This is a genomic window from Streptomyces sp. NBC_01190, assembly GCF_045039895.1.
In the GTDB taxonomy this organism is placed as follows: Bacteria; Actinomycetota; Actinomycetes; order Streptomycetales; family Streptomycetaceae; genus Actinacidiphila.
This window is the reverse complement of record NZ_CP108580.1, coordinates 2,431,317-2,453,973: the sequence shown is the minus strand read 5'-3', so window position 1 is coordinate 2,453,973 and position 22,657 is coordinate 2,431,317. Positions and strand designations below refer to the sequence as shown.

Annotated in this window: 18 protein-coding genes and 2 tRNA genes; 15 read left to right on the top strand and 5 right to left on the bottom strand. The window is 71.3% G+C overall.

Features of this window, described 5'->3' with window-relative positions; all coding sequences use genetic code 11:
- Positions 1–95: 95 nt before the first annotated feature.
- On the bottom strand, positions 96–2,690 hold the full coding sequence (gene pepN, locus OG519_RS10295) for an aminopeptidase N (protein ID WP_405581585.1): 2,595 nt from the start codon (positions 2,688–2,690) through the stop codon (positions 96–98).
- A 298-nt stretch (positions 2,691–2,988) separates the two neighbouring features.
- On the opposite strand from pepN, the gene OG519_RS10290 reads away from it, so the two are divergent.
- The 5 genes from OG519_RS10290 (at position 2,989) to OG519_RS10270 (ending at position 6,816) form a co-directional block, all read left to right on the top strand.
- Positions 2,989–3,639: a DsbA family protein gene (locus OG519_RS10290; protein WP_405581582.1), complete on the top strand. Its 651-nt coding sequence runs from the start codon at positions 2,989–2,991 to the stop codon at positions 3,637–3,639.
- Between the two features lie 113 nt (positions 3,640–3,752).
- Positions 3,753–4,139: a VOC family protein gene (locus tag OG519_RS10285; RefSeq protein WP_405581579.1), complete on the top strand. Its 387-nt coding sequence runs from the start codon at positions 3,753–3,755 to the stop codon at positions 4,137–4,139.
- Between the two features lie 447 nt (positions 4,140–4,586).
- Positions 4,587–5,174, top strand: a complete 588-nt coding sequence (locus tag OG519_RS10280) for a biotin transporter BioY (protein WP_405581578.1) — start codon at positions 4,587–4,589, stop codon at positions 5,172–5,174.
- Between the two features lie 248 nt (positions 5,175–5,422).
- Positions 5,423–5,911, top strand: coding sequence for a ribose-5-phosphate isomerase (locus tag OG519_RS10275; RefSeq protein ID WP_405581576.1), 489 nt, complete (start codon positions 5,423–5,425; stop codon positions 5,909–5,911).
- An 8-nt stretch (positions 5,912–5,919) separates the two neighbouring features.
- Positions 5,920–6,816, top strand: a complete 897-nt coding sequence (locus OG519_RS10270; RefSeq protein WP_405581573.1) for an Fpg/Nei family DNA glycosylase — start codon at positions 5,920–5,922, stop codon at positions 6,814–6,816.
- Between the two features lie 114 nt (positions 6,817–6,930).
- Here the strand turns inward: OG519_RS10270 and OG519_RS10265 are convergent, their stop codons facing one another.
- Positions 6,931–8,169, bottom strand: a complete 1,239-nt coding sequence (locus OG519_RS10265) for a GNAT family N-acetyltransferase (protein ID WP_405581571.1) — start codon at positions 8,167–8,169, stop codon at positions 6,931–6,933.
- A gap of 129 nt (positions 8,170–8,298) precedes the next feature.
- Here OG519_RS10265 and OG519_RS10260 point away from each other — a divergent pair, with 129 nt between their 5' ends.
- Both OG519_RS10260 and OG519_RS10255 read left to right on the top strand, forming a co-directional pair.
- On the top strand, positions 8,299–9,441 hold the full coding sequence (locus tag OG519_RS10260; protein WP_405581569.1) for a PP2C family protein-serine/threonine phosphatase: 1,143 nt from the start codon (positions 8,299–8,301) through the stop codon (positions 9,439–9,441).
- Between the two features lie 134 nt (positions 9,442–9,575).
- A complete protein-coding gene (locus tag OG519_RS10255; protein ID WP_405581567.1) occupies positions 9,576–9,770 on the top strand; it encodes a hypothetical protein in 195 nt (64 codons plus the stop codon).
- On the opposite strand, the gene OG519_RS10250 is transcribed toward OG519_RS10255, so the two are convergent.
- Entirely contained in the window at positions 9,735–10,820 is a 1,086-nt protein-coding gene (locus tag OG519_RS10250) for an asparaginase (protein WP_405581564.1), read from the bottom strand. The genes OG519_RS10255 and OG519_RS10250 overlap by 36 nt on opposite strands.
- Before the next feature lie 123 nt (positions 10,821–10,943).
- Here OG519_RS10250 and OG519_RS10245 point away from each other — a divergent pair, with 123 nt between their 5' ends.
- On the top strand, positions 10,944–11,396 hold the full coding sequence (locus tag OG519_RS10245) for an Lrp/AsnC family transcriptional regulator (protein ID WP_405581562.1): 453 nt from the start codon (positions 10,944–10,946) through the stop codon (positions 11,394–11,396).
- Positions 11,397–11,970: 574 nt separating this feature from the next.
- Here the strand turns inward: OG519_RS10245 and OG519_RS10240 are convergent.
- Positions 11,971–12,041 (bottom strand) — tRNA-Gly (locus OG519_RS10240).
- Positions 12,042–12,173: 132 nt separating this feature from the next.
- Here OG519_RS10240 and OG519_RS10235 point away from each other — a divergent pair.
- The 5 genes from OG519_RS10235 to clpX all read left to right on the top strand — a co-directional run bounded on the left by OG519_RS10235 (position 12,174) and on the right by clpX (position 17,191).
- Positions 12,174–12,250, top strand: a tRNA-Pro gene (locus tag OG519_RS10235).
- Between the two features lie 180 nt (positions 12,251–12,430).
- On the top strand, positions 12,431–13,843 hold the full coding sequence (gene tig / locus OG519_RS10230; protein WP_405581560.1) for a trigger factor: 1,413 nt from the start codon (positions 12,431–12,433) through the stop codon (positions 13,841–13,843).
- 482 nt (positions 13,844–14,325) lie between these two features.
- A complete protein-coding gene (locus OG519_RS10225) occupies positions 14,326–14,940 on the top strand; it encodes an ATP-dependent Clp protease proteolytic subunit (RefSeq protein ID WP_405592608.1) in 615 nt (204 codons plus the stop codon).
- A 109-nt stretch (positions 14,941–15,049) separates the two neighbouring features.
- Complete coding sequence (locus tag OG519_RS10220) at positions 15,050–15,733, top strand: ATP-dependent Clp protease proteolytic subunit (protein ID WP_405581557.1); 684 nt, start codon at positions 15,050–15,052, stop codon at positions 15,731–15,733.
- A 174-nt stretch (positions 15,734–15,907) separates the two neighbouring features.
- Complete coding sequence (gene clpX / locus OG519_RS10215) at positions 15,908–17,191, top strand: ATP-dependent Clp protease ATP-binding subunit ClpX (RefSeq protein WP_405581556.1); 1,284 nt, start codon at positions 15,908–15,910, stop codon at positions 17,189–17,191.
- Between the two features lie 78 nt (positions 17,192–17,269).
- Here the strand turns inward: clpX and OG519_RS10210 are convergent, their stop codons facing one another.
- Entirely contained in the window at positions 17,270–18,175 is a 906-nt protein-coding gene (locus tag OG519_RS10210) for a hypothetical protein (RefSeq protein ID WP_405581554.1), read from the bottom strand.
- 115 nt (positions 18,176–18,290) lie between these two features.
- Here OG519_RS10210 and OG519_RS10205 point away from each other — a divergent pair, with 115 nt between their 5' ends.
- Positions 18,291–20,918 (top strand): valine--tRNA ligase, encoded by a 2,628-nt coding sequence (locus OG519_RS10205; protein ID WP_405581552.1) that lies wholly within the window; start codon positions 18,291–18,293, stop codon positions 20,916–20,918.
- Positions 20,919–21,052: 134 nt separating this feature from the next.
- Positions 21,053–22,657, top strand: a complete 1,605-nt coding sequence (locus OG519_RS10200; protein ID WP_405581550.1) for a bifunctional folylpolyglutamate synthase/dihydrofolate synthase — start codon at positions 21,053–21,055, stop codon at positions 22,655–22,657.

The following is a 22,657-nucleotide window of genomic DNA, read 5'->3' as shown; positions in this document are numbered from 1 at the left end:
GACAACGCGGGGCTAAAGTCGCGGCACCCGGCTGCCGACGGGCAACTCCCGGGCGGGGACCGCCCCCGAAGGGACGGCGCCCGCCCGGCCGGGGGTCACAAAGCCGCGTCGCAGGCCTGGGCGCGCAGCGATCGGGCCAGGTCGTCGCGGGCTTCGAGGACCAGACGGCGCAGGGCGGGCGCCGCCGCCCCGTGGTCGGCCAGCCACGTGTCGGTGGCCGCCAGGGTGGCCAGCCGGTCCTGGTGGGCCGGGAAGAGGCCGCGGACCACGGACATGGCGATCTCGATGGAGCGGGACGCCCACACCCGTTCGATCGACGCGAAGTAGGGCCCCACGAAGGGAGCCGTCAGCTCCCGCCGGCCCGGCTGCGCGAAGCCGGCGATGGTCGCCTCGACCAGCGCGTTGGACAGGGCGTCCGAATCCACCACCTCCGCCCAGGCGTCGGCCTTCACCGCCGCCGAGGGCCGTGCCGCGAGACATCGCACCTCATGGCGGTGGCCCGAGGCGGTGTCGTCCCTGGCCCGCTCCGCCGCGACGGCGTCCGCGTCGGCGACGCCCTCGGCGGTGAGCGTCTCCAGGAACGTCCAGCGCAGCTCCTGGTCCACATCGAGCCCGGCGATCTCCGCCGAGCCGTCCAGCAGCCCCTGGAGCAGGTTCAGTTCGGACTTCGACTCCGCCACGGTGGCGAAGAACCGCGCCCACGCGAGCTGGTGGCCGCTGCCCGCCTCCGCCAGCCGCAGCTCGCGCAGCGCGCCCTCCGCCAGCGCCCGCCCGGTCTCCGGCCGCGCGTCCGGCGCGACGTAGAACGTCAGCGCGGTGCGGGCCTGCTGGTGCAGACCGTGCAGCACCCCGATGTCGCTCTCCCGCCCGGCGAACCGCAGCACCAGGTCGAGATAGTCGCGGGCCGGCATCAGCCCGTCCCTGGTCAGGTTCCACACCGCCGACCACGCGAGCGCCCGCGCCAGCGGATCCGTCAGCTCGCCCAGCCGCTCCCGCACGGTGTCGAGCGACGCCTGGTCGAAGCGGATCTTGCAGTACGTCAGATCGTCGTCGTTGACCAGCACCAGGTCGGGCGCCGCCTGCCCGGCCAGCTCCGCGACCACGGTCGACGCGCCGGCGACATCCGTCTCGGCCCGCGCGTACCGCTCCAGCGCCCCGTCGGCGCCGCTCCGGTAGAGGCCGACCGCCACCCGGTGCGGGCGCAGCACCGGATACGCCTCGTCCGCGGCCTGCGCCACCGTCAGCTCGGCGATCCGCCCGTTATCGCCGTAAACGACCTCCGGCGTCAGCGAGTTGACGCCCGCCGTCTCCAGCCAGGCGCGCGACCAGCGCGTCATGTCCCGCCCCGAGGTCTCGGCCAGCACCGACAGCAGATCGGCCAGCGTCGTGTTGCCGTAGGCGTGCCGCTTGAAGTAGTGCCTGGCCGCCTCGAGGAACGCCTCCCGCCCCACATAGGCGACCAACTGCTTGAGCACCGCGGCACCCTTGGAGTACGTGATGCCGTCGAAGTTGAGCTTGGCGTCCTCCAGGTCCCGGATGTCCGCCACCACCGGGTGGGTGGACGGCAGTTGGTCGGCCCGGTAGGCCCAGGACTTGCGGCGGTTGGCGAAGGTGATCCACCCCTCGGTGTACCGCGTCGACTCGACCTGGGAGAGCGCCCCCATGAAGTCCGCGAAGGACTCCTTCAGCCACAGGTCGTCCCACCAGCGCATCGTCACCAGGTCGCCGAACCACATGTGCGACATCTCGTGCAGCACCACGTTGGCCCGGTGCTCGTACGACGCCCGGGTCACCTTGCCGCGGAAGACGTACTCCTCCCGGAAGGTGACACATCCCGGGTTCTCCATCGCGCCCAGGTTGTACTCCGGCACGAACGCCTGGTCGTACTTGCCGAACGGATACGGGTAGTCGAAGTGGTCGTGGAAGAAGTCCAGACCCTGCTTCGTCACCGTGAAGATCTCGTCCGCGTCGAAGTGCCGGGCCAGCGAACGGCGGCAGAGCGCGCTCAGCGGGATGTCGAGCACCGCCTTCGCGTCCAGCGCGCGCGAGTAGTGGTCGTGCTCCACGTGGTACGGACCGGCCACCACCGCCGTGATGTACGTGGAGATGGGCCGGGTCGGCAGGAAGCGCGAGGTGACGCCGCCGCCCTCGGCCGGGGACGGCGCGCCGTCCGTGGCGCTGTTGCTGATCACCGTCCAGCCCTCGGGAGCGGTCACCTCGAAGGTGAACGGCGCCTTCAGGTCCGGCTGTTCGAAGTTGGCGAACACCCGGCGGGCGTCGGCCGGCTCGTACTGCGTGTAGAGGTAGATCTCACCGTCCTCGGGGTCCTCGAAGCGGTGCAGCCCCTCACCCGTCCTGCTGTACGCGCAACGCGCGTCGACCACGAGCGTGTTGCGCTCGGCCAGGTCGGCCAGGGCGATCCGGCAGCCGTCGAAGACCACCGCCGGGTCCAGCTCGCGGCCGTTGAGCCGCACCGAGGTGACCGCCGGCGCGATCAGGTCAGCGAAGGAGGCGGCGCCCGGCCGCGAGCAGCGGAAGTCGATCACCGTGGTGGACCGGAAGGTCCGCGGTCCCTCCCCGGTGGCGGGCGCCACCGCCGACCGCAGGTCCAGAGCCACGTCGTACCGCTCGACGGACAGGATCGCGGCCCGCTCGTGGGCCTCCTCACGGCTCAGGTTCTCGCCGGGCACGGGCGGCTCCTTCGTGTCATTCCTGGGAAGGTGGAATTCGTGACTGCGTGTTCGCGTGATCTACTCGACTGATCGACCAAAGCGGCGTATATCGGGTATGCGGACGCGCCGGACGACCCGCATCCTCCCATGGCGGCCGATCGGCGGCACCGGGGAATGCCCGCGGGGCCGTCCAGGTTGCTGATCGCGGAGGTCCGGCGAGGACCGCCGCGGTCCGCGCCGGGCCGTGGGCGAAGCCGCCGCCCCGGGCCCCCGTGGGAACGCCCGTACCCCAGTTCTGTCATCCGAGGAGCAAGCAGTGACCCAAAGCACTCCCGAGACCGCCGCCAAGACACCGGCCGACTTCTGGTTCGACCCGCTGTGTCCCTGGGCGTGGATGACCTCCCGCTGGATGCTGGAGGTCGAGAAGGTGCGACCGGTCGAGGTGCGCTGGCATGTGATGAGTCTTGCCGTTCTCAACGAGCCCAAGCTCGACGAACTCCCGGAGCAGTACGCCACCTTCCTGCGTGACGCCTGGGGCCCGGTCCGGGTGGTGATCGCCGCCCGCGAGCAGCACGGCGAGGAGGTGCTCGGCAAGCTCTACACCGCGCTCGGCACCCGCTACCACAACCAGGGTCTGCCCAAGAGCCGGGAGACCCTGGTCGCCGCGCTCGCCGAGGTCGGACTGCCCGAGGAGCTGGCCGACTACGCCGACTCGGACGCCTATGACACCGAGCTGCGCGCCTCCCACAAGGAGGGCATCGACAAGGTCGGCCAGGACGTCGGCACCCCGGTCATCGCGGTGCCGGGCGCCGACGGCGAGCAGGTCGCCTTCTTCGGCCCCGTCGTCACCCCCACCCCGCGTGGCGAGCAGGCCGCCAGGCTCTGGGACGGCACCCTGCTGGTGGCCTCGGTTCCCGGCTTCTACGAGATCAAGCGGTCCCGTACGGCGGGCCCGAGCTTCGACTGACCGCCCGCCGGCGCGGGCGGCGCCCGCTCCGGCGGACCGCGGCCGGCCCCCGGCCGGGGGCCGGCCGGACCACCCCCGTACGCACGGGGGCAGAAAGCGACGGTGATCACGTCATGCCCCACCTCGGCCTGGTGGCTGTCGTCGTCCGTGACTACGACGAGGCCATCGCCTACTACCGGACGGCGCTCGGGTTCGAGCTGCGCGAGGACACCCCACGCGGGGACGGCACCCGCTGGGTGGTCGTCGCCCCGCCCGGTGCCCGTGAGACGGCGCTGCTGCTGGCCCGCGCCTCGACGCCCGCCCAGGCGGACCGGATCGGCGACCAGACCGGTGGCCGGGTCGGACTCTTCCTCAACACCGACGACTTCGACCGCGACTACAAGCGGATGGTCGCGGCCGGCGTCGTCTTCGACGAGGAGCCGCGCTACGAGCCGTACGGCGCCGTGGTGGTCTTCCGCGACCTGTACGGCAACCGGTGGGATCTGATCGAGCCGGCCTGACCGGGGGTCGTGTCCCCGCCGGACGGCCGGACTCCCCGGCCGGATTTCCCGGTCGGATGGCGTGGCCTGTTTCTTGGTGGAACCCCACAGCATCCGCCGGGCGGCACGGAGGGTGATTCCTTCCTGCCGCCCGGCCGGTCGGCGGACCGGCGAACGTGACGCGACTCACGCGACCTGCCGAAACGCGGCCAACCCCGGCGCCCCGCCGATACCTTGATGGTGCACGGAACTCTCCAAGCGGTGCGGCCGCGCTTTGTGGTGGTCGCACGATGATCGGTCCGGCCCGCTGGGCTAGCGTCACGATGTCGACCACCGACCGGCCGGGCCGGGCTCTGCCGGCCCGGCACCGCCCGGCTCGTCCCGGCTCACTCCGGCTGAGTGGGGCCCGGGCCCGGCCCTCGTCGGCGCCCTCAGCTCCCGTCAGCCCCTCTCACTCGCGGAGTCGCCATGAGTACCGCTGCCCCCGCCGTCACCGCCGCCCCCGGCGCGGTGCTGGCCGATCTGCTCCCCGCCTCCCGGCTCCGCGACGCCACGCTGATCCTGGGCGGCGCCGCCCTCACCGGCCTGGCCGCCCAGCTCTCCCTCCCGGTGCCCGGCTCCCCGGTGCCCGTCACCGGCCAGACCTTCGCCGCCCTGCTCGTCGGCACCGCCCTCGGCGCCCGCCGCGGCTTCGCCTCCCTCGGCCTGTACGCGGCGGCCGGCGCGGCCGGGCTTCCCTGGTTCGCCGGCGGCACCTCCGGCTGGTCGATGCCCACCTTCGGCTACATCCTCGGCATGCTGCTGGCCTCCGCCGTGGTGGGCGCCCTCGCCCGGCGCGGCGCGGACCGCACCATCCTGCGCACCGCCGGCGTCATGGTCCTCGGCTCACTGATCATCTACGTGGTCGGCGTCCCCTATCTGGCGCACGCCGCCCATCTGTCCGCCTCGCAGGCGGTCTCCCTCGGCCTGCGGCCCTATCTGCCCGGCGACGCGCTGAAGGCCGCGCTCGCCATGGCGGCGCTGCCCACCGCGTGGAAGCTGGCCGGCCGGCGCTGAGCCACGGGCCGACTTCGCCCCGGCCCCGGCCAAACGCCCGGCAACATCCGTGACCGCGGCCGGTGAAGACGTCCGGCGGCCGTGAGCAATTTTCGGCCACGCGCGGCGGTCGCAGCCGCACAACAGGCGACCGAGCTGCGGGGATGGCGGCCGCCGATGGCGGAGAACCGGCACCCCGGCCGTGCGGCGCCGCCCGCACGGCGGGGGCCCGGGCGGCGCCACCCGGCCCCACGTGCCAAAATCTAGGTATGCGCGTCTACCTCGGCTCCGACCATGCCGGCTTCGAACTCAAGACCCACCTTGTGGAGTGGCTCACCGCCGCCGGGCACGAGCCCGTGGACTGCGGTCCCTTCGTCTACGACGACGCGGACGACTACCCCCCGTTCTGCCTGCGAGCGGCCACCCGGACCATCGCCGACCCGGGCAGTTTCGGCATCGTCCTCGGCGGTTCGGGCAACGGCGAGCAGATCTCCGCCAACAAGGTCAAGGGCGTCCGCGCGATCCTCGCCTGGAGCGAGCAGACCGCCGTCCTCGGCCGCGAACACAACGACGCCAACGTGCTGAGCATCGGCGCCCGGATGCACAAGCCCGACGAAGCGGAGAAGTTCGTCGAGGCTTTCTTGACCACCCCCTACTCGCACGCGGACCGGCACCAGCGCCGGATCGACATGGTCACCGACTACGAGGCCACCGGTGAGCTGCCGCCGGTGGCGGACCACAACCACCGCGAGCACTGACGCCGAGGATGCCCGAGGGCCACACGATCCACCGGCTGGCGGCCGACTGCCGCGAGCGGTTCGCCGGTCGGGAGGTGCGGGTCAGCAGCCCGCAGGGGAAGTTCACCGACAGCGCGGCGCTGCTCGACCGGACCGTGCTGGAGCGGGTGGACGCGCACGGCAAGCACCTCTTCCTCGGGTTTCCGGGCCTTGGCGGGTCCGGCGCCGCCGGGGAGGTCGAGGGGCTGGGTGACAGCGGCGCTGACGGCGCCGACCCCGCTGACGGCGCCGGCCTCGGCTGGGTGCACATCCACCTCGGGCTGATCGGCAAGGTCACCTTCGACGGGCCGGTCAGCGACACCGTGCGGATGCGCGTCGTCGGCGGCGGGCACCGCGAACACACCATGGACCTGCGGGGACCGGCCGCCTGCGAGCTGGTCACCGAACCCGAGAAGCGAGCCCTGCACGACCGCCTCGGCCCCGACCCGCTGCGCCCGCGGGACGACCCCGAGCGGGTCAGGACCCGGCTGGCCCGCTCCCGGATGCCCATCGCCACCCTGCTGATGGACCAGAAGGTCATCGCGGGAGTCGGCAACGTCTACCGGGCCGAGGTGCTCTTCCGGCACGGCGTCGACCCGCTCCTGCCCGGCCGTGAGCTGCCCCGGGCGGTATGGGAGGCGATGTGGGCCGACTTGGGGATCCTGATGCGCGAGGGCGTGCGCACCAACCGGATCGACACCGTACGGCCCGAGCACACGCCCGAGGCGATGGGCCGCCCGCCCCGCGAGGACGACCACGGCGGCGAGGTGTACGTCTACCGGCGGGCCGGCCTGCCGTGCCTGATCTGCGGCACCGAGGTGCGTACCGTGCCGCTGGCGGCACGCAACCTCTTCTGGTGCCCGACCTGTCAGCCCGCCAGGGACTGACCTGCCGGGTCAGCTCATGGCGCGGCGGCTGACAGCCAAGTCCCCCCATCCCAGTGCCCGAAGCCCGGTAGCCAGCGCCCCGGAGTCCAGCACCCAGAGCCCAGCGCCCCGCGCTCAGAAGCCGTGCGGCAGCCACGGTTCCGGGTCGCCGCGGAACGCGGCCGACGCCTCGGCGAGCGCGCCCGGCCGGGCCTCCCGTACCAGCCCCGCCCCGGCCATCGCCGAGAGGCCGAACCCGCCCAGATAGGCCGCGCCCAACTCCTTGATGGAAAGCTCCAGTTCCGCCGGGTCGACGGTCCGCTCGCACACCGCGCCCTTCGCGTCCCCCGACAGCCGCCAACGCCCGCTGTTCCAGGGGCAGAAGGCGTCCTCGACGTCCAGCACCACATCCACCGGCGCGGTGTACGTACGGGCCGCCAGCGCCGCGCCGATGTCCACCAGCCGTACGTGCAGGCCGTCGCGGTAACCCAGCCGGCAGCGGCGGGGGTCGGAGGCCAGGTGCTGCAACGGGTCGTCGGCCGGGCGGTTGTGGAAGGTGATGCTCGACGTGAGGTCGACCGAGCCGAGGAAGTTCCACAGTGCCGCGTAGGTCACCGGATCGAGTGCTTCGACGTCCTGGAGCCGGATCGTCCCGTCGGCGCCCGCGTTGCTCCACCCGTCGGCGACCGCGTAGCGCGCGTAGCCGCGGGTCTCGCCGTCCACTTCGGCGAGCACACAGTGCAGTGGCCCGGTCTCCTCCCGGCCGGCCGGCGGGTCGAGGACGAACCTGGCCGCCCAGCCGGGGGCCCGCGCCAGCAGTCCGGCCCGGCCGGGCACCAGCCGCGCGTACACCGCCTCGCAGGCGTCGAGGCCGTCGGCGGGGGAGACGAACCGGAACCGTATCCGCTCCGCGCCGGCCGGCCGGGCGAAGGCGACCCGGGTGGTGTCGATCGTGCCGTATAGCTGCTTGGTGGCGATCCCGTAGCCGAACCGGCCGTAGATCGCCGGCTCGGAGGCGGTCAGCACCGCCACCGCCTCGCCGCGCTCGCGGAAGTCGTCGAGCTGCGTGCGCATGAGCCCGGTCAGCACCCCGCGGCGGCGGTGCGTCGGCTGGACGCTCACCATCGTCACCCCGGGCACCGCGAGCGCCGCCCCGCCGGGCACCGTCATCCGGAAGGAGAAGGCGCCCGCGGTGCCGATCAGCTCCGCGCCGTCCCGGACGGCGAGCGTCCGGTCGAACTCGGTGACAGCGCGCCACTGCGCCCGCTCCTCGGGGAGGGCCGGCGGGCCGCCGAAAGCCCGCTCGAGCCGGTCGAAGAAGGTGTCCCATTCCTGGGGGTTCTCGGGCGCCAGTGCCCTTGTGTCGAACGTCATGGCCTCTGCCTACCAGCCCGCGCGTCGGGCGGCGAACGTATTTCCGTACCGATTTCCGCACTTCGCGGCTCATCTCACTGGTCACCCGCCCTGCACGGCGGGCCCCTCGATCGGTAGGGTCGCCGCAGGATGGCAAAGCGTTCGGCAACGGAGGATCTGCGGTTCCGGTGGAGCAGAGGGATGCACCGGGCCCGGCTCGCCGTGCGCAAATCCGCCGTCGACTACTTCCGCGGCGACGCCTCGGACTGGGCCGGCCTGGCTTTTCTCGCCCTCACCATCCCGGTGCTCGCGCTCACCACGGTCTGGACCCCGGAATGGTGCCCGCCGAGCGCGCTGGTGCTGCCGATCCTCACCGGTGGCCTGCTGCTGCGCCCGTCCAGCCTGCTGCTGCTCTACGCCGCCTCCGCGACCGCGCTGGTCGCGGAGTCCGCGGCGCTCGGCCCGTACCGTGAGGGACCGGCCCGGGTCACGCCGGGCACCGTCCTGGTGGTCACCGCGGTGGCGCTGGCCGGGCTGATCATCGCCCAGTTCAGAGCGCGGGTCGGCGTCCCCTGGCGGCGCGGCCACACCATGCTCTTCGACCTCAGGGAACGGATCCGGGTGCAGAGCAGACTGCCCCGGCTGCCCGGGGGTTGGCACGCCGAGATGGCGCTGCGGCCGGCCGGCGGCCAGTCCTTCTCCGGTGACTTCGTGGTGGCCACCAGGACCTCGGGCGGGCGGGTCCTGGAGGCGGTGCTCACCGATGTCTCCGGCAAGGGCATGGACGCCGCCTCCCGATCGCTGCTGCTCTCCGGCGCGTTCGGCGGCCTGCTCGGCTCGCTGCCGCCGCACGCCTTCCTCACCGCGGCCAACGGCTATCTGCTGCGGCAGAACTGGGAGGAGGGCTTCGCCACTTCGGTCCACCTCGTACTGGATCTGGAGAGCGGCGACTACGAGCTGCTGTCCGCCGGCCACCTGCCCGGCGTCCAACTCCACGCCGGCACCGGGCGCTGGGAGGAGAAGGCCGCCGAGGGGCCGCTGCTCGGCGTCTACGCGGGGGCCGAATTCCACGGCGTGAAGGGGACGTTGCGGGCCGGGGATGTTCTTCTGCTGTTCACCGACGGGCTGGTGGAGGCCGCCGACCGGGACATCACCGAGGGCATGGACCGGTTGATCGGCGAGGCCGACCGCTATGTGGCCACCGGATTCCACGGCTCCGCCTGGCGGTTGATCGAGGCGGTCGCCAAAGACGTGAACGACGACCGGGCGTTGCTCGTGGTGTGCCGCGACTAGCCCCAGGGAATGGGACTATGGGCCGGACAGGTCTCTGGTGCGGATCGGTGATGGCACCATGGGAACGGGCGAGCGGGGGCGGCGGCGCGGCTCCCGGGCCGGCAAGGAATTACCGAAAGAGGAAGTGATCCGCTGTGGTTATCTCCCTGTCCGCGGTGCTGCTGTTGGCGATCATTCTGGTTGTGATGGTCAGGAGCAAGTCCATCAAGGTCGGCCCCGCCATCGTGGCCGCGCTCTTCGGCTTCTTCGTCGCCTCGACGAACATGGCGCCCTCCGTCAACCGCTTCCTGACCTCACTTGCCGACACGATCAACCAGATAAAGCTCTGACGCCGGCAGCGCCTGCGGGGCGGTCTCCAGGATGCCCCGCAGGATCGTCGCCGCACGCCCGGCCGCGCCATCAAGGTCGGCGGCGCTGCTGCTGTCGGCGGCGCCGCCGACCGCCGGGTCCGCCGCCGCGAGCAGCGCGGCCAGCACCGCGATCCGGGCCTGTCCGGGCCGCAGGGTGCCGGCCAGCAGTGCGCCCGCGGCCGCCAGGTCCACCGCCCCGCCCCCGGTGTAGATCGGGGCCACCGCGCCCGCCGCGACCCGGGTGCTGACCGCGACCAGCACCCCGTCCCGTACCGCCCGCGCGACCGACGCGGCCACCTGCGGGTTGGCGTTGCCCGCGCCGGTGCCGACCACCACGACGCCGCGCGCCCCGGCCGCCAGCGAGGCGTCGAGCAGCACGGTGTCGCCGTCGCTGTGGTGCATCACGATGTCCACCCGGGGCGCCGGTGTGCCGGGCACGGGCAGCGGCAGCGCCTCGGCCCGCGGCCGGCGCCGGCCCCAGCTCACCCGCCCGAACTCCACCCGGCCGAGCGGCAGCCGGTCCGGGTCGCCGAAGGCGTGCGCGTCCAGGGTGTGCTTCTTCACCGTGCCGCGGGCGGCGAACACCTGGCCCGCGAAGACGATCACCGCGCCGATGTCGCGGCCGGTGGCGGCGGTCAGCAGCGCGTCGTACAGATTGCCCGCCGCGTCGCCGTCCTCGGCGTCCAGCGGCTTCTGGGCACCGGTGAGGACCACCGGGCGCCGGTCGCCGTGGAAGAGGTCGAGGAAGAAGGCGGACTCCTCCAGGGTGTCGGTGCCGTGGGTGACCACCACACCGTCCACCGCCGGGTCGGCGAGCACCTCGTGCACCGCGTGCAGCAGCCTGAGTTGGTGGTCGGTGGTGAGCTGCGAGCTGTTCACGGTGAAGAGGTCGACCACCCGTACGTCCACGCACTCCGGTACGGCGCCGGCCGCCAGCACCTCCTGGCCCGCGGCCTCGGCCGCGTACCCGTCGCCCTGCCAGCGGCTGGCTATGGTGCCTCCGGTGCTGATGACCACGACGTGACGCACGGTGTCTTCGCCTCCAAAGGGAATACGGGCACGGCTCTCCCACACAATGATATGCGCGTAGACCTGCCATATGATTGCTAAGATCAGCTAGGATCTGGTCAGACTGTGCTAGGAAATGCCACCATGGATGCGATCGACAGAAGTATCTTGCGCGAACTCCAGGCGGACGGCCGGCTGAGCAACCAGGAACTGGCCCAGCGGGTCGGCCTCACCCCGTCCCCGTGCCTGCGCCGGGTCCGCCAACTGGAGGACGACGGCGTCATCCAGACCTATCGCGCGGTCGTCAATCCGGCCGCCGTCGCCCGCGGCTTCGAGGTCTTCGCCTCCGTCGAGGTGCGCCGCGACCGCGCCTCCGTCGCCGACTTCGAGGCCCGCCTCCAGACCATCCCCGACGTCGTCGAGGCCTACCGCCTCTACGGCGCCCCCGGCAGCCTCCTGCGCATCGCCGTCGCCGACTCCGACGCGTACGAGCGCTTCTGGACCGAGAAACTGATCGCCCTGCCGGGCGTGACCGACGTCAACTCCCAAATGATCATGAAGCGCATCAAGTCCCCCCAGGGCATCCCCGTCGACTAACCCCCTCGCCGGCACCCTGCTCGGCCCTCCCGGGGGGCGAGCAAAGAGGGCGCGCCTCTCGGGCGTGGCCAGTGGACTCACCCGGCGGTGAGGTGGCCGGCCGGCCCGGCGGGCGTACCCCGCCCAGCCCACGTCCGTGCCCGGGTCTTCGAGTTCCTCCGCGGACGGCGCACCACGAGATCATCGGGAAGTGGTTCGATCGCACCGACCCGTACGGCACCTGGGGCACTCATCCGGCTTGATCGGCTCGAGACTCTCCGGGCCCGGGTCGGGTCTTGGCAGGTTCGCTGCCCCGTCGATGGCCGCCAGCTCGTTGGCGAGCCGATTCCAGCACGCGTCGCACCGCACCACCCCGAGCGGTATCGCCCCCCGCTCGAATGCCGACCGGTTCGGCTCCCCGCCGCATGAGCGGAAGGATCAGGTCGAACGTGTGTGCTGTTTGGGTGCGGGGAGGGGTGCGTGGGGTGGGCCCACAGGCCTGGGGGCGGCACCGGAAAGACCGGAGAAGCGGGGGCCGGGAATGGGAAACGGCCCAGGGGCGGAGGGGTCCGGGGCCTGGGCCGTGGCCGTACAGAGCGGGCGACGGGAATCGAACCCGCGTAGCTAGTTTGGAAGACTAGGGCTCTACCATTGAGCTACGCCCGCAGCGCCAGTGATTGTCGCACATGGGGGCGCCGTCGGTCGAATGCGAAACGGGTCGCGGGGGCCTCGACGTGGCCCGGGGTGAACGTGGCCCGTCCAGGGGTGCGGGGGCATGTACTCTACGTGTCGCACCAGCGGGGTGTGGCGCAGCTTGGTAGCGCGTCCGCTTTGGGAGCGGAAGGCCGTCGGTTCGAATCCGGCCACCCCGACCAGCAGTTCCGCGGCGGGCCGGAGTACGGGGCCGCGGCCCCGGGAGGCTGCGGTACGACCTCCTCCGGGAGGTTTGTGGTACCGGTAGGATGGGCCGTCGGCGACCGGACGCGCGCACCTTTCCGCTTTCCGCGCACAGCGAATCGCCCCCATCAACGTAAAGCCCCCAAGGAGACCCAACCGTGAAGAGCGCCGTCGAGACTCTGAACCCGACCCGGGTTCGACTCACTGTCGAGGTGCCCTTCGAGGAGCTCAAGCCCAGCCTCGACGCGGCGTACAAGAAGATCAACCAGCAGGTCACGGTGCCGGGCTTCCGCAAGGGCAAGATCCCTGCGCGCGTCATCGACCAGCGGTTCGGCCGTGGCGCGGTCCTCGAAGAGGCCATCAACGACGCGCTGCCGAAGTTCTACACGGACGCGGTCAACGAGGGTGAGCTGAACGTCCTCGGCCAGCCCGACGTCGACATCACCGAGTTCAACGACGGTGACGAACTCAAGTTCACCGCTGAGGTGGACATCCGTCCGGCCATCGAGATCCCGGACTACTCCGGCATCGAGGTCGTCGTGGACGCCGTCGAGGTCTCGGAGGAGGACATCGACGCCTCGCTCGAGCAGCTCCGCGACCGCTTCGCCTCCACCACCCCGGTCGAGCGCGCCGCCGCCGACGGCGATGTCGTCGTGGTCGACCTGGAGGCGAGTGTCGACGGCGAGGTGCTGGAGGACGGCGTCGCCACCGGCGTCAGCTACACCATCGGCTCCGGCCAGCTCCTCGAAGGCATCGACGAGGCGGTCATCGGCCTGGAGAAGGGCGGCACCGCCACCTTCACCTCCGAGCTCAAGGGCGGCATCGGCGCCGGCAGCACCGCCTCGGTCAAGGTGGACGTCACCGACGTCCAGGAGCGCGAACTGCCGTCCCTGGACGACGACTTCGCTCAGCTCGCCTCCGAGTTCGACACCCTTGAGGACCTTCGCGCGGACAGCCGCAAGCGGCTGGAGCAGATGAAGTCCTACGACCAGGCCACCCAGGCCCAGGAGAAGGTGCTCGACGCGCTGATCGAGCTCATCGAGGTGCCGGTCCCGGAGAAGCTGCTCAAGGACGAGATCGGCACCCGTACGCACAACCTGGAGCACCACCAGTTCCCGCAGATGGGGCTGACCTGGGAGTCGTACCTGGAGGCCGAGGGCAAGACCCGCGAGGAGTACGACGCGGAGCTCGAAGAGCAGGCGGTCAAGGGCATCAAGACCCAGTTCATCCTGGACGAGCTGGTCAACAAGGAGAAGCTGTCGGTCAACCAGGAGGAGCTCACCGAGCACCTCATGCGTCGGGCCGCCACCTCCGGGATGACCCCGGACCAGTTCGCCCAGGCCGTGGTCGAGGGCGGCCAGGTGCCGATCCTGGTCGGCGAGGTCGCCCGCGGCAAGGCGCTCGCCGTTGTCGTCGAGGCGGCGAAGGTCACCGACACCAACGGGGAGACGGTGGACCTGGAGGACGAGGAGGAGGCCGCCGGCCCGGAAACGGTCGAGGCCCAGTCCGCTGAGGAGCCCGAGGCCGCCGCCCCCGCCGAGGACGCGCCCGAGGCCGACGAGAAGGCGTAGCCCCCGAAGGGGCGCGAGGAACGGCGCGAGCGGCCACGACGCTTCCGCGGGTCGTCACCGGCCCGAAGGGGCTGTTGCTGCCGTCTCCGGACCACCGGCCGTCGGCCGGTTGCTCGCCCAGTTCCTCGCGCCCTTGGTGGTTGCCGTCGAGCACCGGGGCGCCCCTGGTGGATGCCGTCTCCCGCGAGAGCGGCGCTGGTGGGCGCCGCCCGGCGCAGAGGGGGCCCGCGCCCCTTGTGGGTGCCGCTCGGCGCGAGGCTGCCCCCTGGTTACCCGGATAGGCCAGCGCGGCGACCCTGCGCTCACAGCGAACAGTTCCGCGTAGGGGATTGCTGGGCCCCACCTGCGCGTTAGGGTCCGTTAGTAGGAGGGCAGGGGTGCAGCACCGGCGACGCCGGGACAGCGGCCCCCGGCCCTGACGAAGACCCTGTGGCGGCAGCTCAGCCGTCCGACAACGAGCAGGTGGATACGTGACGACTCCGATGCCTTCCGCCGCCGGCGAGCCGACCTTCGGTGGCCTCGGCGACCAGGTCTACAACCGGCTGCTCGGCGAGCGAATCATCTTCCTCGGCCAGGCGGTCGACGACGACATCGCCAACAAGATCACCGCGCAGCTCCTTCTCCTGGCCGCCGAGCCGGACAAGGACATCTACCTCTACATCAACAGCCCGGGCGGCTCCGTGACCGCCGGCATGGCCATCTACGACACGATGCAGTTCATCAAGAACGACGTCGTCACGATCGCCATGGGCATGGCCGCCTCGATGGGCCAGTTCCTGCTCACCGCGGGCACCCCCGGCAAGCGGTTCGCGCTGCCGAACACCCGCATCCTGATGCACCAGCCGTCCGCGGGCCTCGGCGGCTCCGCCACGGACATCAAGATCCAGGCCGAGCAGCTCCTGCACACCAAGCGCCGGATGGCCGAGCTGATCGCCCAGCACTCCGGCCAGACCTTCGAGCAGATCACCAAGGACTCCGACCGCGACCGCTGGTTCTCCGCCGAGGAGGCCCAGGAGTACGGCCTGCTGGACGGCGTGATGCTCTCCGCCGCGCATGTGCCGGGCGGCGGCGGCACCGGCGCCGGCGGCCCGGCCTGAGCCCCGCGCCCCGCACCGGCCCGGCCGGGACCGGCCCCCGGTCCCGGGCCGGCCAAGGCCCGGCAGCCCCGCAGATCCCTCGAAGCTCTTCATCACCAGGACGGTGGACGTGAACCCCTTGAACTTCCCCGGCAGCGGCCTGTACGAGCGCACCGAGGCCGAACGGCCCGGTGTGTTCGGCGCCGAGGCCCGCTATGTCATCCCCCGCTTCGTCGAGCGCACCTCGCAGGGTGTGCGTGAGTACGACCCGTACGCCAAGCTCTTCGAGGAGCGGGTGATCTTCCTCGGCGTGCAGATCGACGACGCCTCCGCCAACGACGTCATGGCGCAGCTCCTGTGCCTGGAGTCGATGGACCCCGACCGGGACATCTCGGTCTACATCAACAGCCCCGGCGGCTCCTTCACCGCGCTGACGGCCATCTACGACACCATGCAGTTCGTGAAGCCCGACATCCAGACGGTCTGCATGGGTCAGGCGGCCTCCGCCGCGGCGGTCCTGCTGGCGGCCGGCAGCCCCGGCAAGCGGATGGCGCTGCCCAATGCGCGGGTACTCATCCACCAGCCGTACAGTGAGACCGGTCGCGGCCAGGTGTCCGACCTGGAGATCGCCGCCAACGAGATCATCCGGATGCGGCAGCAGTTGGAGGAGATGCTCGCCAAGCACTCCACCACGCCGATCGAGCAGATCCGGGACGACATCGAGCGCGACAAGATCCTGACCGCCGAGGAGTCCCTCTCCTACGGTCTGATCGACCAGATCGTCTCCACCCGCAAGACCTCCGTGAGCGTGTGACGGACGGCGACTTACGGCACCGCGGCCCGCCTTCGAGGCCCGGCCCTCCTTGGACTCGGAGAGCGAGTACGTCCAAGGGGGGCCCACTCCGGGGGCGCGGCAAGGTACCGTCGATGAGAGAAGCACCAGGCTCCGTTGAAGGCCGGCGGAACCCAGGCGAAGGGGAAACACCTCGTGGCACGCATCGGTGACGGTGGAGACCTGCTGAAGTGCTCGTTCTGCGGAAAGAGCCAGAAGCAGGTGAAGAAGCTCATCGCAGGCCCGGGTGTGTACATCTGCGACGAGTGCATCGACCTCTGCAACGAGATCATCGAGGAGGAGCTCGCCGAATCCTCCGAGGTGCGGTGGGAGGATCTGCCCAAGCCGCGGGAGATCTACGAGTTCCTGGAGAGCTACGTCGTCGGCCAGGAGCCGGCGAAGAAGGCTCTGTCCGTCGCGGTCTACAACCACTACAAGCGCGTTCAGGCGGGCGAGAGCGGCCGTCCGGGACATGACGACGCCATCGAACTGGCCAAGTCGAACATCCTGCTGCTGGGCCCGACCGGCTCCGGCAAGACGCTGCTCGCCCAGACCCTGGCCCGGATGCTCAACGTGCCGTTCGCCATCGCCGACGCCACCGCGCTCACCGAGGCCGGCTATGTCGGGGAGGACGTCGAGAACATCCTGCTGAAGCTGATCCAGGCGGCGGACTACGACGTCAAGAAGGCCGAGACCGGGATCATCTACATCGACGAGATCGACAAGGTGGCCCGCAAGAGCGAGAACCCGTCGATCACCCGGGATGTCTCCGGCGAGGGTGTGCAGCAGGCACTGCTGAAGATCCTGGAGGGCACCACCGCATCGGTGCCGCCGCAGGGCGGGCGCAAGCACCCGCACCAGGAGTTCATCCAGATCGACACCACCAACGTGCTCTTCATCGTCGGTGGCGCGTTCGCCGGTCTGGAGAAGATCATCGAGGCCCGCGCGGGCGCCAAGGGCATCGGCTTCGGCGCGACCATCCGCTCCAAGCGCGAGCTGAACATGGCCAATCAGTTCTCCGAGATCATGCCGGAGGACCTGGTCAAGTTCGGCATGATCCCCGAGTTCATCGGCCGCCTCCCGGTCATCACCAACGTGCACAACCTGGACCGCGAGGCACTCCTCCAGATCCTGGTCGAGCCGCGCAACGCGCTGGTGAAGCAGTATCAGAAGCTCTTCGAACTCGACGGTGTGGAGCTGGAGTTCGAGCGCGCCGCGCTGGAGGCCATCGCCGACCAGGCGATCCTGCGGCAGACCGGCGCCCGGGGCCTGCGCGCCATCATGGAAGAGGTGCTCCAGTCGGTGATGTACGAGGTGCCGTCCCGCAAGGACGTGGCCCGGGTCGTCATCACCGCGGATGTCGTGCACTCCAACGTCAACCCCACCCTGGTGCCGCGGGAACCGCGGGTCATCGGCAAGGGCGAGCAGAAGAGCGCGTAAGCGGGCAGCCGTACGGAAAAGGGGCGCCCGGTCCACCGCGGACCGGGCGCCCCTTCCCCGTTGTGCCGGGCCGGACGATTACTTGATCTCCACCCGGGTGTCCGTCCGCACCCGCGCGAGCAGGTCCGCGGTGTCCTCCGGGGTGGCGCCGCCGCCGGTCCCCGCGGTGATCGCCGCGATGTCGATCGGCGCGATGGTGCCGATCGTGCTGTGGTCCGCCCACAGGCAGATCGTCACGTTGAACGACTTGGGCGAACCGCTGTCGGTCACCTTCGCGGTCTGGCACTCCACGACCGCGTCCTTCGCGGCGTCCGGGTGCAACGTCTTGGTGCCGCCGACCAGTTCGGTCTTGGAGCCGTCGCCGTCGTCCTTGGCCGCCTGCTTGCGCGCGTCGGCCATCATGCCGTCGGCGAGCTTCCGCGGGTCCTTGATGCTGCCCCACGCCCCGCTGAACGACAGCAGCTTGCCGGTGGTCTCCGAGCCCTGGACGTAGCCGGCCGAGACCGGCTTCGGGTCCGTCATGCCCAGCTTCTTGAGCAGGGCCAGGTCGGTGGAGTCGAAGCCGTCGCCGCTCGCGTCCGGGTCGGTGCTCTTCTTGTAGTCCGTGGCCACCGTCGCCGGCGTGGTGAGCTGGTACTTCTTGCCGTCGTCCGACGACCCGCCGTTCGACTTGTGGACGATCAGCAGCGCGCCCGCGACCACCGCGAGCACCACCACGACGCCGCCCACGATCAGGCCCGTGCGGTTCTTCTTCCCGCCGGCCGGCGCGGCCGGCGGCTGGCCGTAGCCGGGCTGCCCGTACGGCTGCGGCGGCACCTGCCCGTACCCGCCGGGGGCCGGCGCCTGCTGCGGCTGACCCTCGGCGTACCCGCCGGATGCCGGGGGCTGCGGTGGCTGCCCCTGGTCTGCTCCGGCCGGCTGTCCCGCCGGCTGCCCCGTGGGCTGCTGGCCGTACGGGCTCGCCGGTGGCTCGTTGTAACTCATGCGATGGTCCCCTCCGTTTACAGTCGGACCATCCTCCCGGATGGACGGTGTCTTCCTGTCCCCGGAAGGGCAACTGATTCGTAACGACCCGCGGCGCCCCCGTAGAATCGCTGTCGTGACCGACAACACTCAGCGCCCCGGACGCGGGCCGAACAGCACCCCCGACCTCCCGACCCAGTACGCGCCGGCCGAGGTAGAGGGGGCGCTGTACGAGCGCTGGGTGGAGCGGGGGTACTTCGAGGCCGACGCGAAGAGCGAGAAGCCGCCGTACACCATCGTCATCCCGCCGCCCAACGTCACCGGCAGCCTGCACCTCGGGCACGCCTTCCAGCACACCCTCATGGACGCCCTCACCCGCCGCAAGCGGATGCAGGGCTACGAGGCGCTGTGGCTGCCCGGCATGGACCACGCCGGCATCGCCACCCAGAACAAGGTCGAGCAGCAGCTCGGCGACGAGGGCAAGTCCCGGCAGGACATCGGCCGGGAGGCCTTCGTCGAGCGGGTCTGGCAGTGGAAGGAAGAGTACGGCGGCCGGATCCTCGGCCAGATGCGCCGCCTCGGCGACGGCGTCGACTGGTCGCGGGAGCGCTTCACCATGGACGAGGGCCTGTCCCGGGCCGTCACCACCATCTTCAAGAAGCTCTACGACGACGGGCTGATCTACCGCGCCGAGCGGATCATCAACTGGTGTCCGCGCTGTCTGACCGCGATCTCCGACATCGAGGTGGAGTACCAGGACGACGAGGGCGAACTCGTCTCGATCAGGTACGGCGAGGGCGACGAGACGCTGGTGGTCGCCACCACCCGGGTCGAGACGATGCTCGGGGACACCGCGGTCGCCGTCCACCCGGACGACGAGCGGTACGCGCATCTCGTCGGCAAGCGGATCAGGCTGCCGCTCACCGACCGGACCATCCCAGTGGTCGCGGACGCCCACGTCGACCCGGAGTTCGGCACCGGCGCGGTCAAGGTGACCCCGGCGCACGACCCCAACGACTTCGCCATCGGCCAGCGGCACGGCCTGGAGTCGCTGACCATCATGGACGACCGCGCGGTCATCACCGTGCCCGGTCCGTTCCGCGGACTCGACCGGTTCGAGGCGCGCTCTGCGATCGTCGAGGTGCTGCGCGAACAGGGCCGGATCGTCGCCGAGAAGCGGCCTTACGTCCACTCGGTCGGCCACTGCTCGCGCTGCAAGACCACCGTCGAGCCGCGGCTGTCGCTCCAGTGGTGGGTCAAGGTCGAGCCGCTGGCCAAGGCGGCCGGTGACGCGGTCCGCGACGGCCGGGTGCGGATCCACCCGCCGGAGATGGCGAAGCGGTACTTCGACTGGGTCGACAACATGCACGACTGGTGCATCTCACGGCAGTTGTGGTGGGGCCACCGCATCCCGGTCTGGTACGGCCCGGACGGCGAGACCGTCTGCGTCGGCCCGCAGGACCTTGCGCCCGGTGAGGGCTGGACCCAGGACTCCGACGTCCTGGACACCTGGTTCTCCTCGGGCCTGTGGCCCTTCTCCACCCTCGGCTGGCCGGACCGGACCGCCGACCTGGAGAAGTTCTATCCGACCGATGTGCTGCTCACCGGCCACGACATCATCTTCTTCTGGGTGGCCCGGATGATGATGTTCGGCCTCTACGCGATGGACGGCGTCGCGCCCTTCCACACCATCGCGCTCACCGGCCTGGTCCGTGACGAGCACGGCAAGAAGATGTCCAAGTCCAACCCCAACTCGGTCGACCCGCTCGACTGGATGAACGCCTACGGCTCGGACGCGGTGCGCTTCACCCTGGCCCGCGGCGCCAACCCCGGCGCCGACGTGCCGATCGGCGAGGACTGGGTCCAGGCGTCCCGCAACTTCGCCAACAAGATCTGGAACGCCACCCGGTTCGCGCTGATGAACGGCGCCACCGTCGACGGACCGCTGCCCGCGCCGGCGGAGCTGTCCGCCGCCGACCGCTGGATCCTCTCCCGGCTCAACACCGTGGTCGCCGAAGTCGACGCGTACTACGAGGACTTCCAGTTCGCGAAGCTCAGCGACACCCTTTACCACTTCGCCTGGGACGAGGTCTTCGACTGGTACGTCGAGCTGTCCAAGACCACCTTCCTCAAGGGCGGCGCGGCGGCGGCGGTCTCCGGCCGGGTCCTCGGCGAGGTGCTCGACGTGACGCTCCGGCTGCTGCACCCGATCGTGCCCTTCGTCACCGAGACGCTGTGGACCACCCTGACCGGCAAGGAGACGCTGGTCCTCGCCGACTGGCCCCAGGACAGCGGCTTCCGTGACGCGCCCGCCGAGGCGGAGATCGCCGAGGTCCAGCGGGTGGTCACCGAGGTCCGCCGGTTCCGCTCCGACCAGGGCCTCCAGCCCGGCCAGCGGGTCCCGGCGCTGCTGACGCTGGACGGCACCGCGCTCGCGCCGCACGAGGACGCGATCCGGCAGCTGCTGCGGCTCCAGCCTCCCGGCGAGGGCTTCCACGCGACGGCCACCCTGCCGGTGGCCGGAGCGAGCGTCGCCCTCGACCTGTCCGGCGCCATCGACGTGGCCGCCGAGCGCAAGCGGCTCAGCAAGGACCTCGGCCTGGCCGAGAAGGAGAGGGACCAGGCGCGGCGGAAGCTCGGCAACGAGGGGTTCCTGGCCAAGGCGCCGGATCAGGTCGTGGCCGGAATCCGCGGCCGGCTGACGGTGGCGGAGGCGGACATCGCCCGGATCACCGCGCAGCTCGCCGGACTCCCGCAGGCGTAGGACCGGACGGGCGGGCCGCCCGCGGGGACAGCCCGTACGAGCGGGCCGTGCCGCTGAGCGGCGAGCGCCCCGCACGAGCAACCCGGACGGGCCCGGACCAAAAGGACCGGGCCCGTTTCCGTAGACTGGGCGCCGTGAGCGAGAACCCCCCCAGCGACGACCCCTCCGACCCCGCCGACCCCTCGGCCAACGGCTTCCCGGACGACCACGGCGCCGACCCGGAACACGACGGGGACGCCGACAACGACGAGGCCGCCGACGAGGGGGACGCCTCCGATGACACGGACCTGCCGCTGCGCGACGCGGACATGGCCCTCATCGAGGCCGGCAGCCGTACCTTGCGCACCCAGGTCGCCCCGCCCGCGCCCGAGGACGACGTGCCCTCCCGGCCGGCCGACCCGGCGCTCGACCGGGAGCTGCGCGCGGTCGAGGAGGAGCTCCAGGGCCGCTGGGGGGAGACCCGGCTCGAACCCTCACTCGTCAGGATCAAGGCGCTCACCGACCTGCTGGGCGACCCGCAGCGCGCCTATCCCTCGATCCACATCACCGGCACCAACGGCAAGACGTCCACCGCCCGGATGATCGAGCGGCTGCTGCTCGCCTTCGAACTGCGCACCGGCCGCTACACCAGTCCGCACGTGCAGTCCGTCACCGAGCGGATCAGCCTGGACGGCGCCCCGATCGGCCCCGAGCGCTTCATCGAGACCTACCGCGACCTGGCGCCGTACATCGACCTGGTCGACGGCGGCCAGCAGCACCGGCTGTCCTTCTTCGAGGTGATCACCGCGATGGCCTACGCGGCCTTCGCCGACGCCCCCGTGGACGTCGCCGTGGTCGAGGTCGGCATGGGCGGCTCCTGGGACGCCACCAACGTGCTGGACGGCCAGGTCGCCGTGGTCACCCCGATCTCGCTGGACCACACCGACCGGCTCGGCGCCACCACCGGGGAGATCGCCGCCGAGAAGGCCGGGATCATCAAGCCCGGCGCCACCGCGGTCTTCGCCCAGCAGCCCGCGGACGCGGCGAAGGTGCTGATGGCGAAGGCGGCCGAGGCGGACGCCACGGTGGCCCGCGAGGGCCTGGAGTTCGGCGTGCTGCACCGCGAGGTCGCGGTCGGCGGCCAGTTGCTGACCCTGCGCGGCCTCGGCGGCGCTTACGAGCAGATCTTCCTGCCGCTGCACGGCGAGCACCAGGCGCACAACGCGGCCCTCGCGCTCGCCGCGGTGGAGGCCTTCTTCGGCATCGGCAGCCTGCACCAGCGGACCCTGGACCAGGAGACCGTGCGGGCCGCGTTCGCCGCCGTCACCTCGCCCGGCCGGCTCGAAGTGGTCCGCCGCAGCCCCACCGTGGTGCTCGACGCCGCGCACAACCCCGGCGGCGCGCTCGCCACCGCCGCGGCGATCGGCGAGGTCTTCGGCTTCACCCATCTCGTGGGCGTGGTCGCGCCCAGCGGCGACAAGGACGTGCGCGGGCTGCTCGAAGCCTTCGAGCCGGTCTTCGCCGAGGTCGTCGTCACCGGCAACTCCACCCCCCGCTCGATGGACGTGGACGCGCTGGCCGCGCTCGCCGTCGAGGTGTTCGGCGAGGACCGGGTGCAGGTCGAGCCGCGGTTGGACGACGCCCTGGAGGCCGCCATCACCCTCGCCGAGGAAGAGGGCGAGTACGCGGGGGCCGGGGTGCTGGTGACCGGATCGGTCATCACCGTGGGAGAGGCCCGGCTGCTGCTGGGCCGCAAGTGA

Excerpts from the sequence above, each read along its gene's own strand:
- OG519_RS10285 (WP_405581579.1), top strand. The coding sequence starts at position 3,753 with ATGCCCCACCTCGGCCTGGTGGCTGTCGTCGTCCGTGACTACGACGAG.
- OG519_RS10280 (WP_405581578.1), top strand. The coding sequence starts at position 4,587 with ATGAGTACCGCTGCCCCCGCCGTCACCGCCGCCCCCGGCGCGGTGCTG.
- OG519_RS10275 (WP_405581576.1), top strand. The coding sequence starts at position 5,423 with ATGCGCGTCTACCTCGGCTCCGACCATGCCGGCTTCGAACTCAAGACC.
- OG519_RS10270 (WP_405581573.1), top strand. The coding sequence starts at position 5,920 with ATGCCCGAGGGCCACACGATCCACCGGCTGGCGGCCGACTGCCGCGAG.
- OG519_RS10265 (WP_405581571.1), bottom strand. The coding sequence starts at position 8,169 with ATGACGTTCGACACAAGGGCACTGGCGCCCGAGAACCCCCAGGAATGG.
- OG519_RS10260 (WP_405581569.1), top strand. The coding sequence starts at position 8,299 with ATGGCAAAGCGTTCGGCAACGGAGGATCTGCGGTTCCGGTGGAGCAGA.
- OG519_RS10245 (WP_405581562.1), top strand. The coding sequence starts at position 10,944 with ATGGATGCGATCGACAGAAGTATCTTGCGCGAACTCCAGGCGGACGGC.
- OG519_RS10225 (WP_405592608.1), top strand. The coding sequence starts at position 14,326 with ATGCCTTCCGCCGCCGGCGAGCCGACCTTCGGTGGCCTCGGCGACCAG.
- OG519_RS10210 (WP_405581554.1), bottom strand. The coding sequence starts at position 18,175 with ATGAGTTACAACGAGCCACCGGCGAGCCCGTACGGCCAGCAGCCCACG.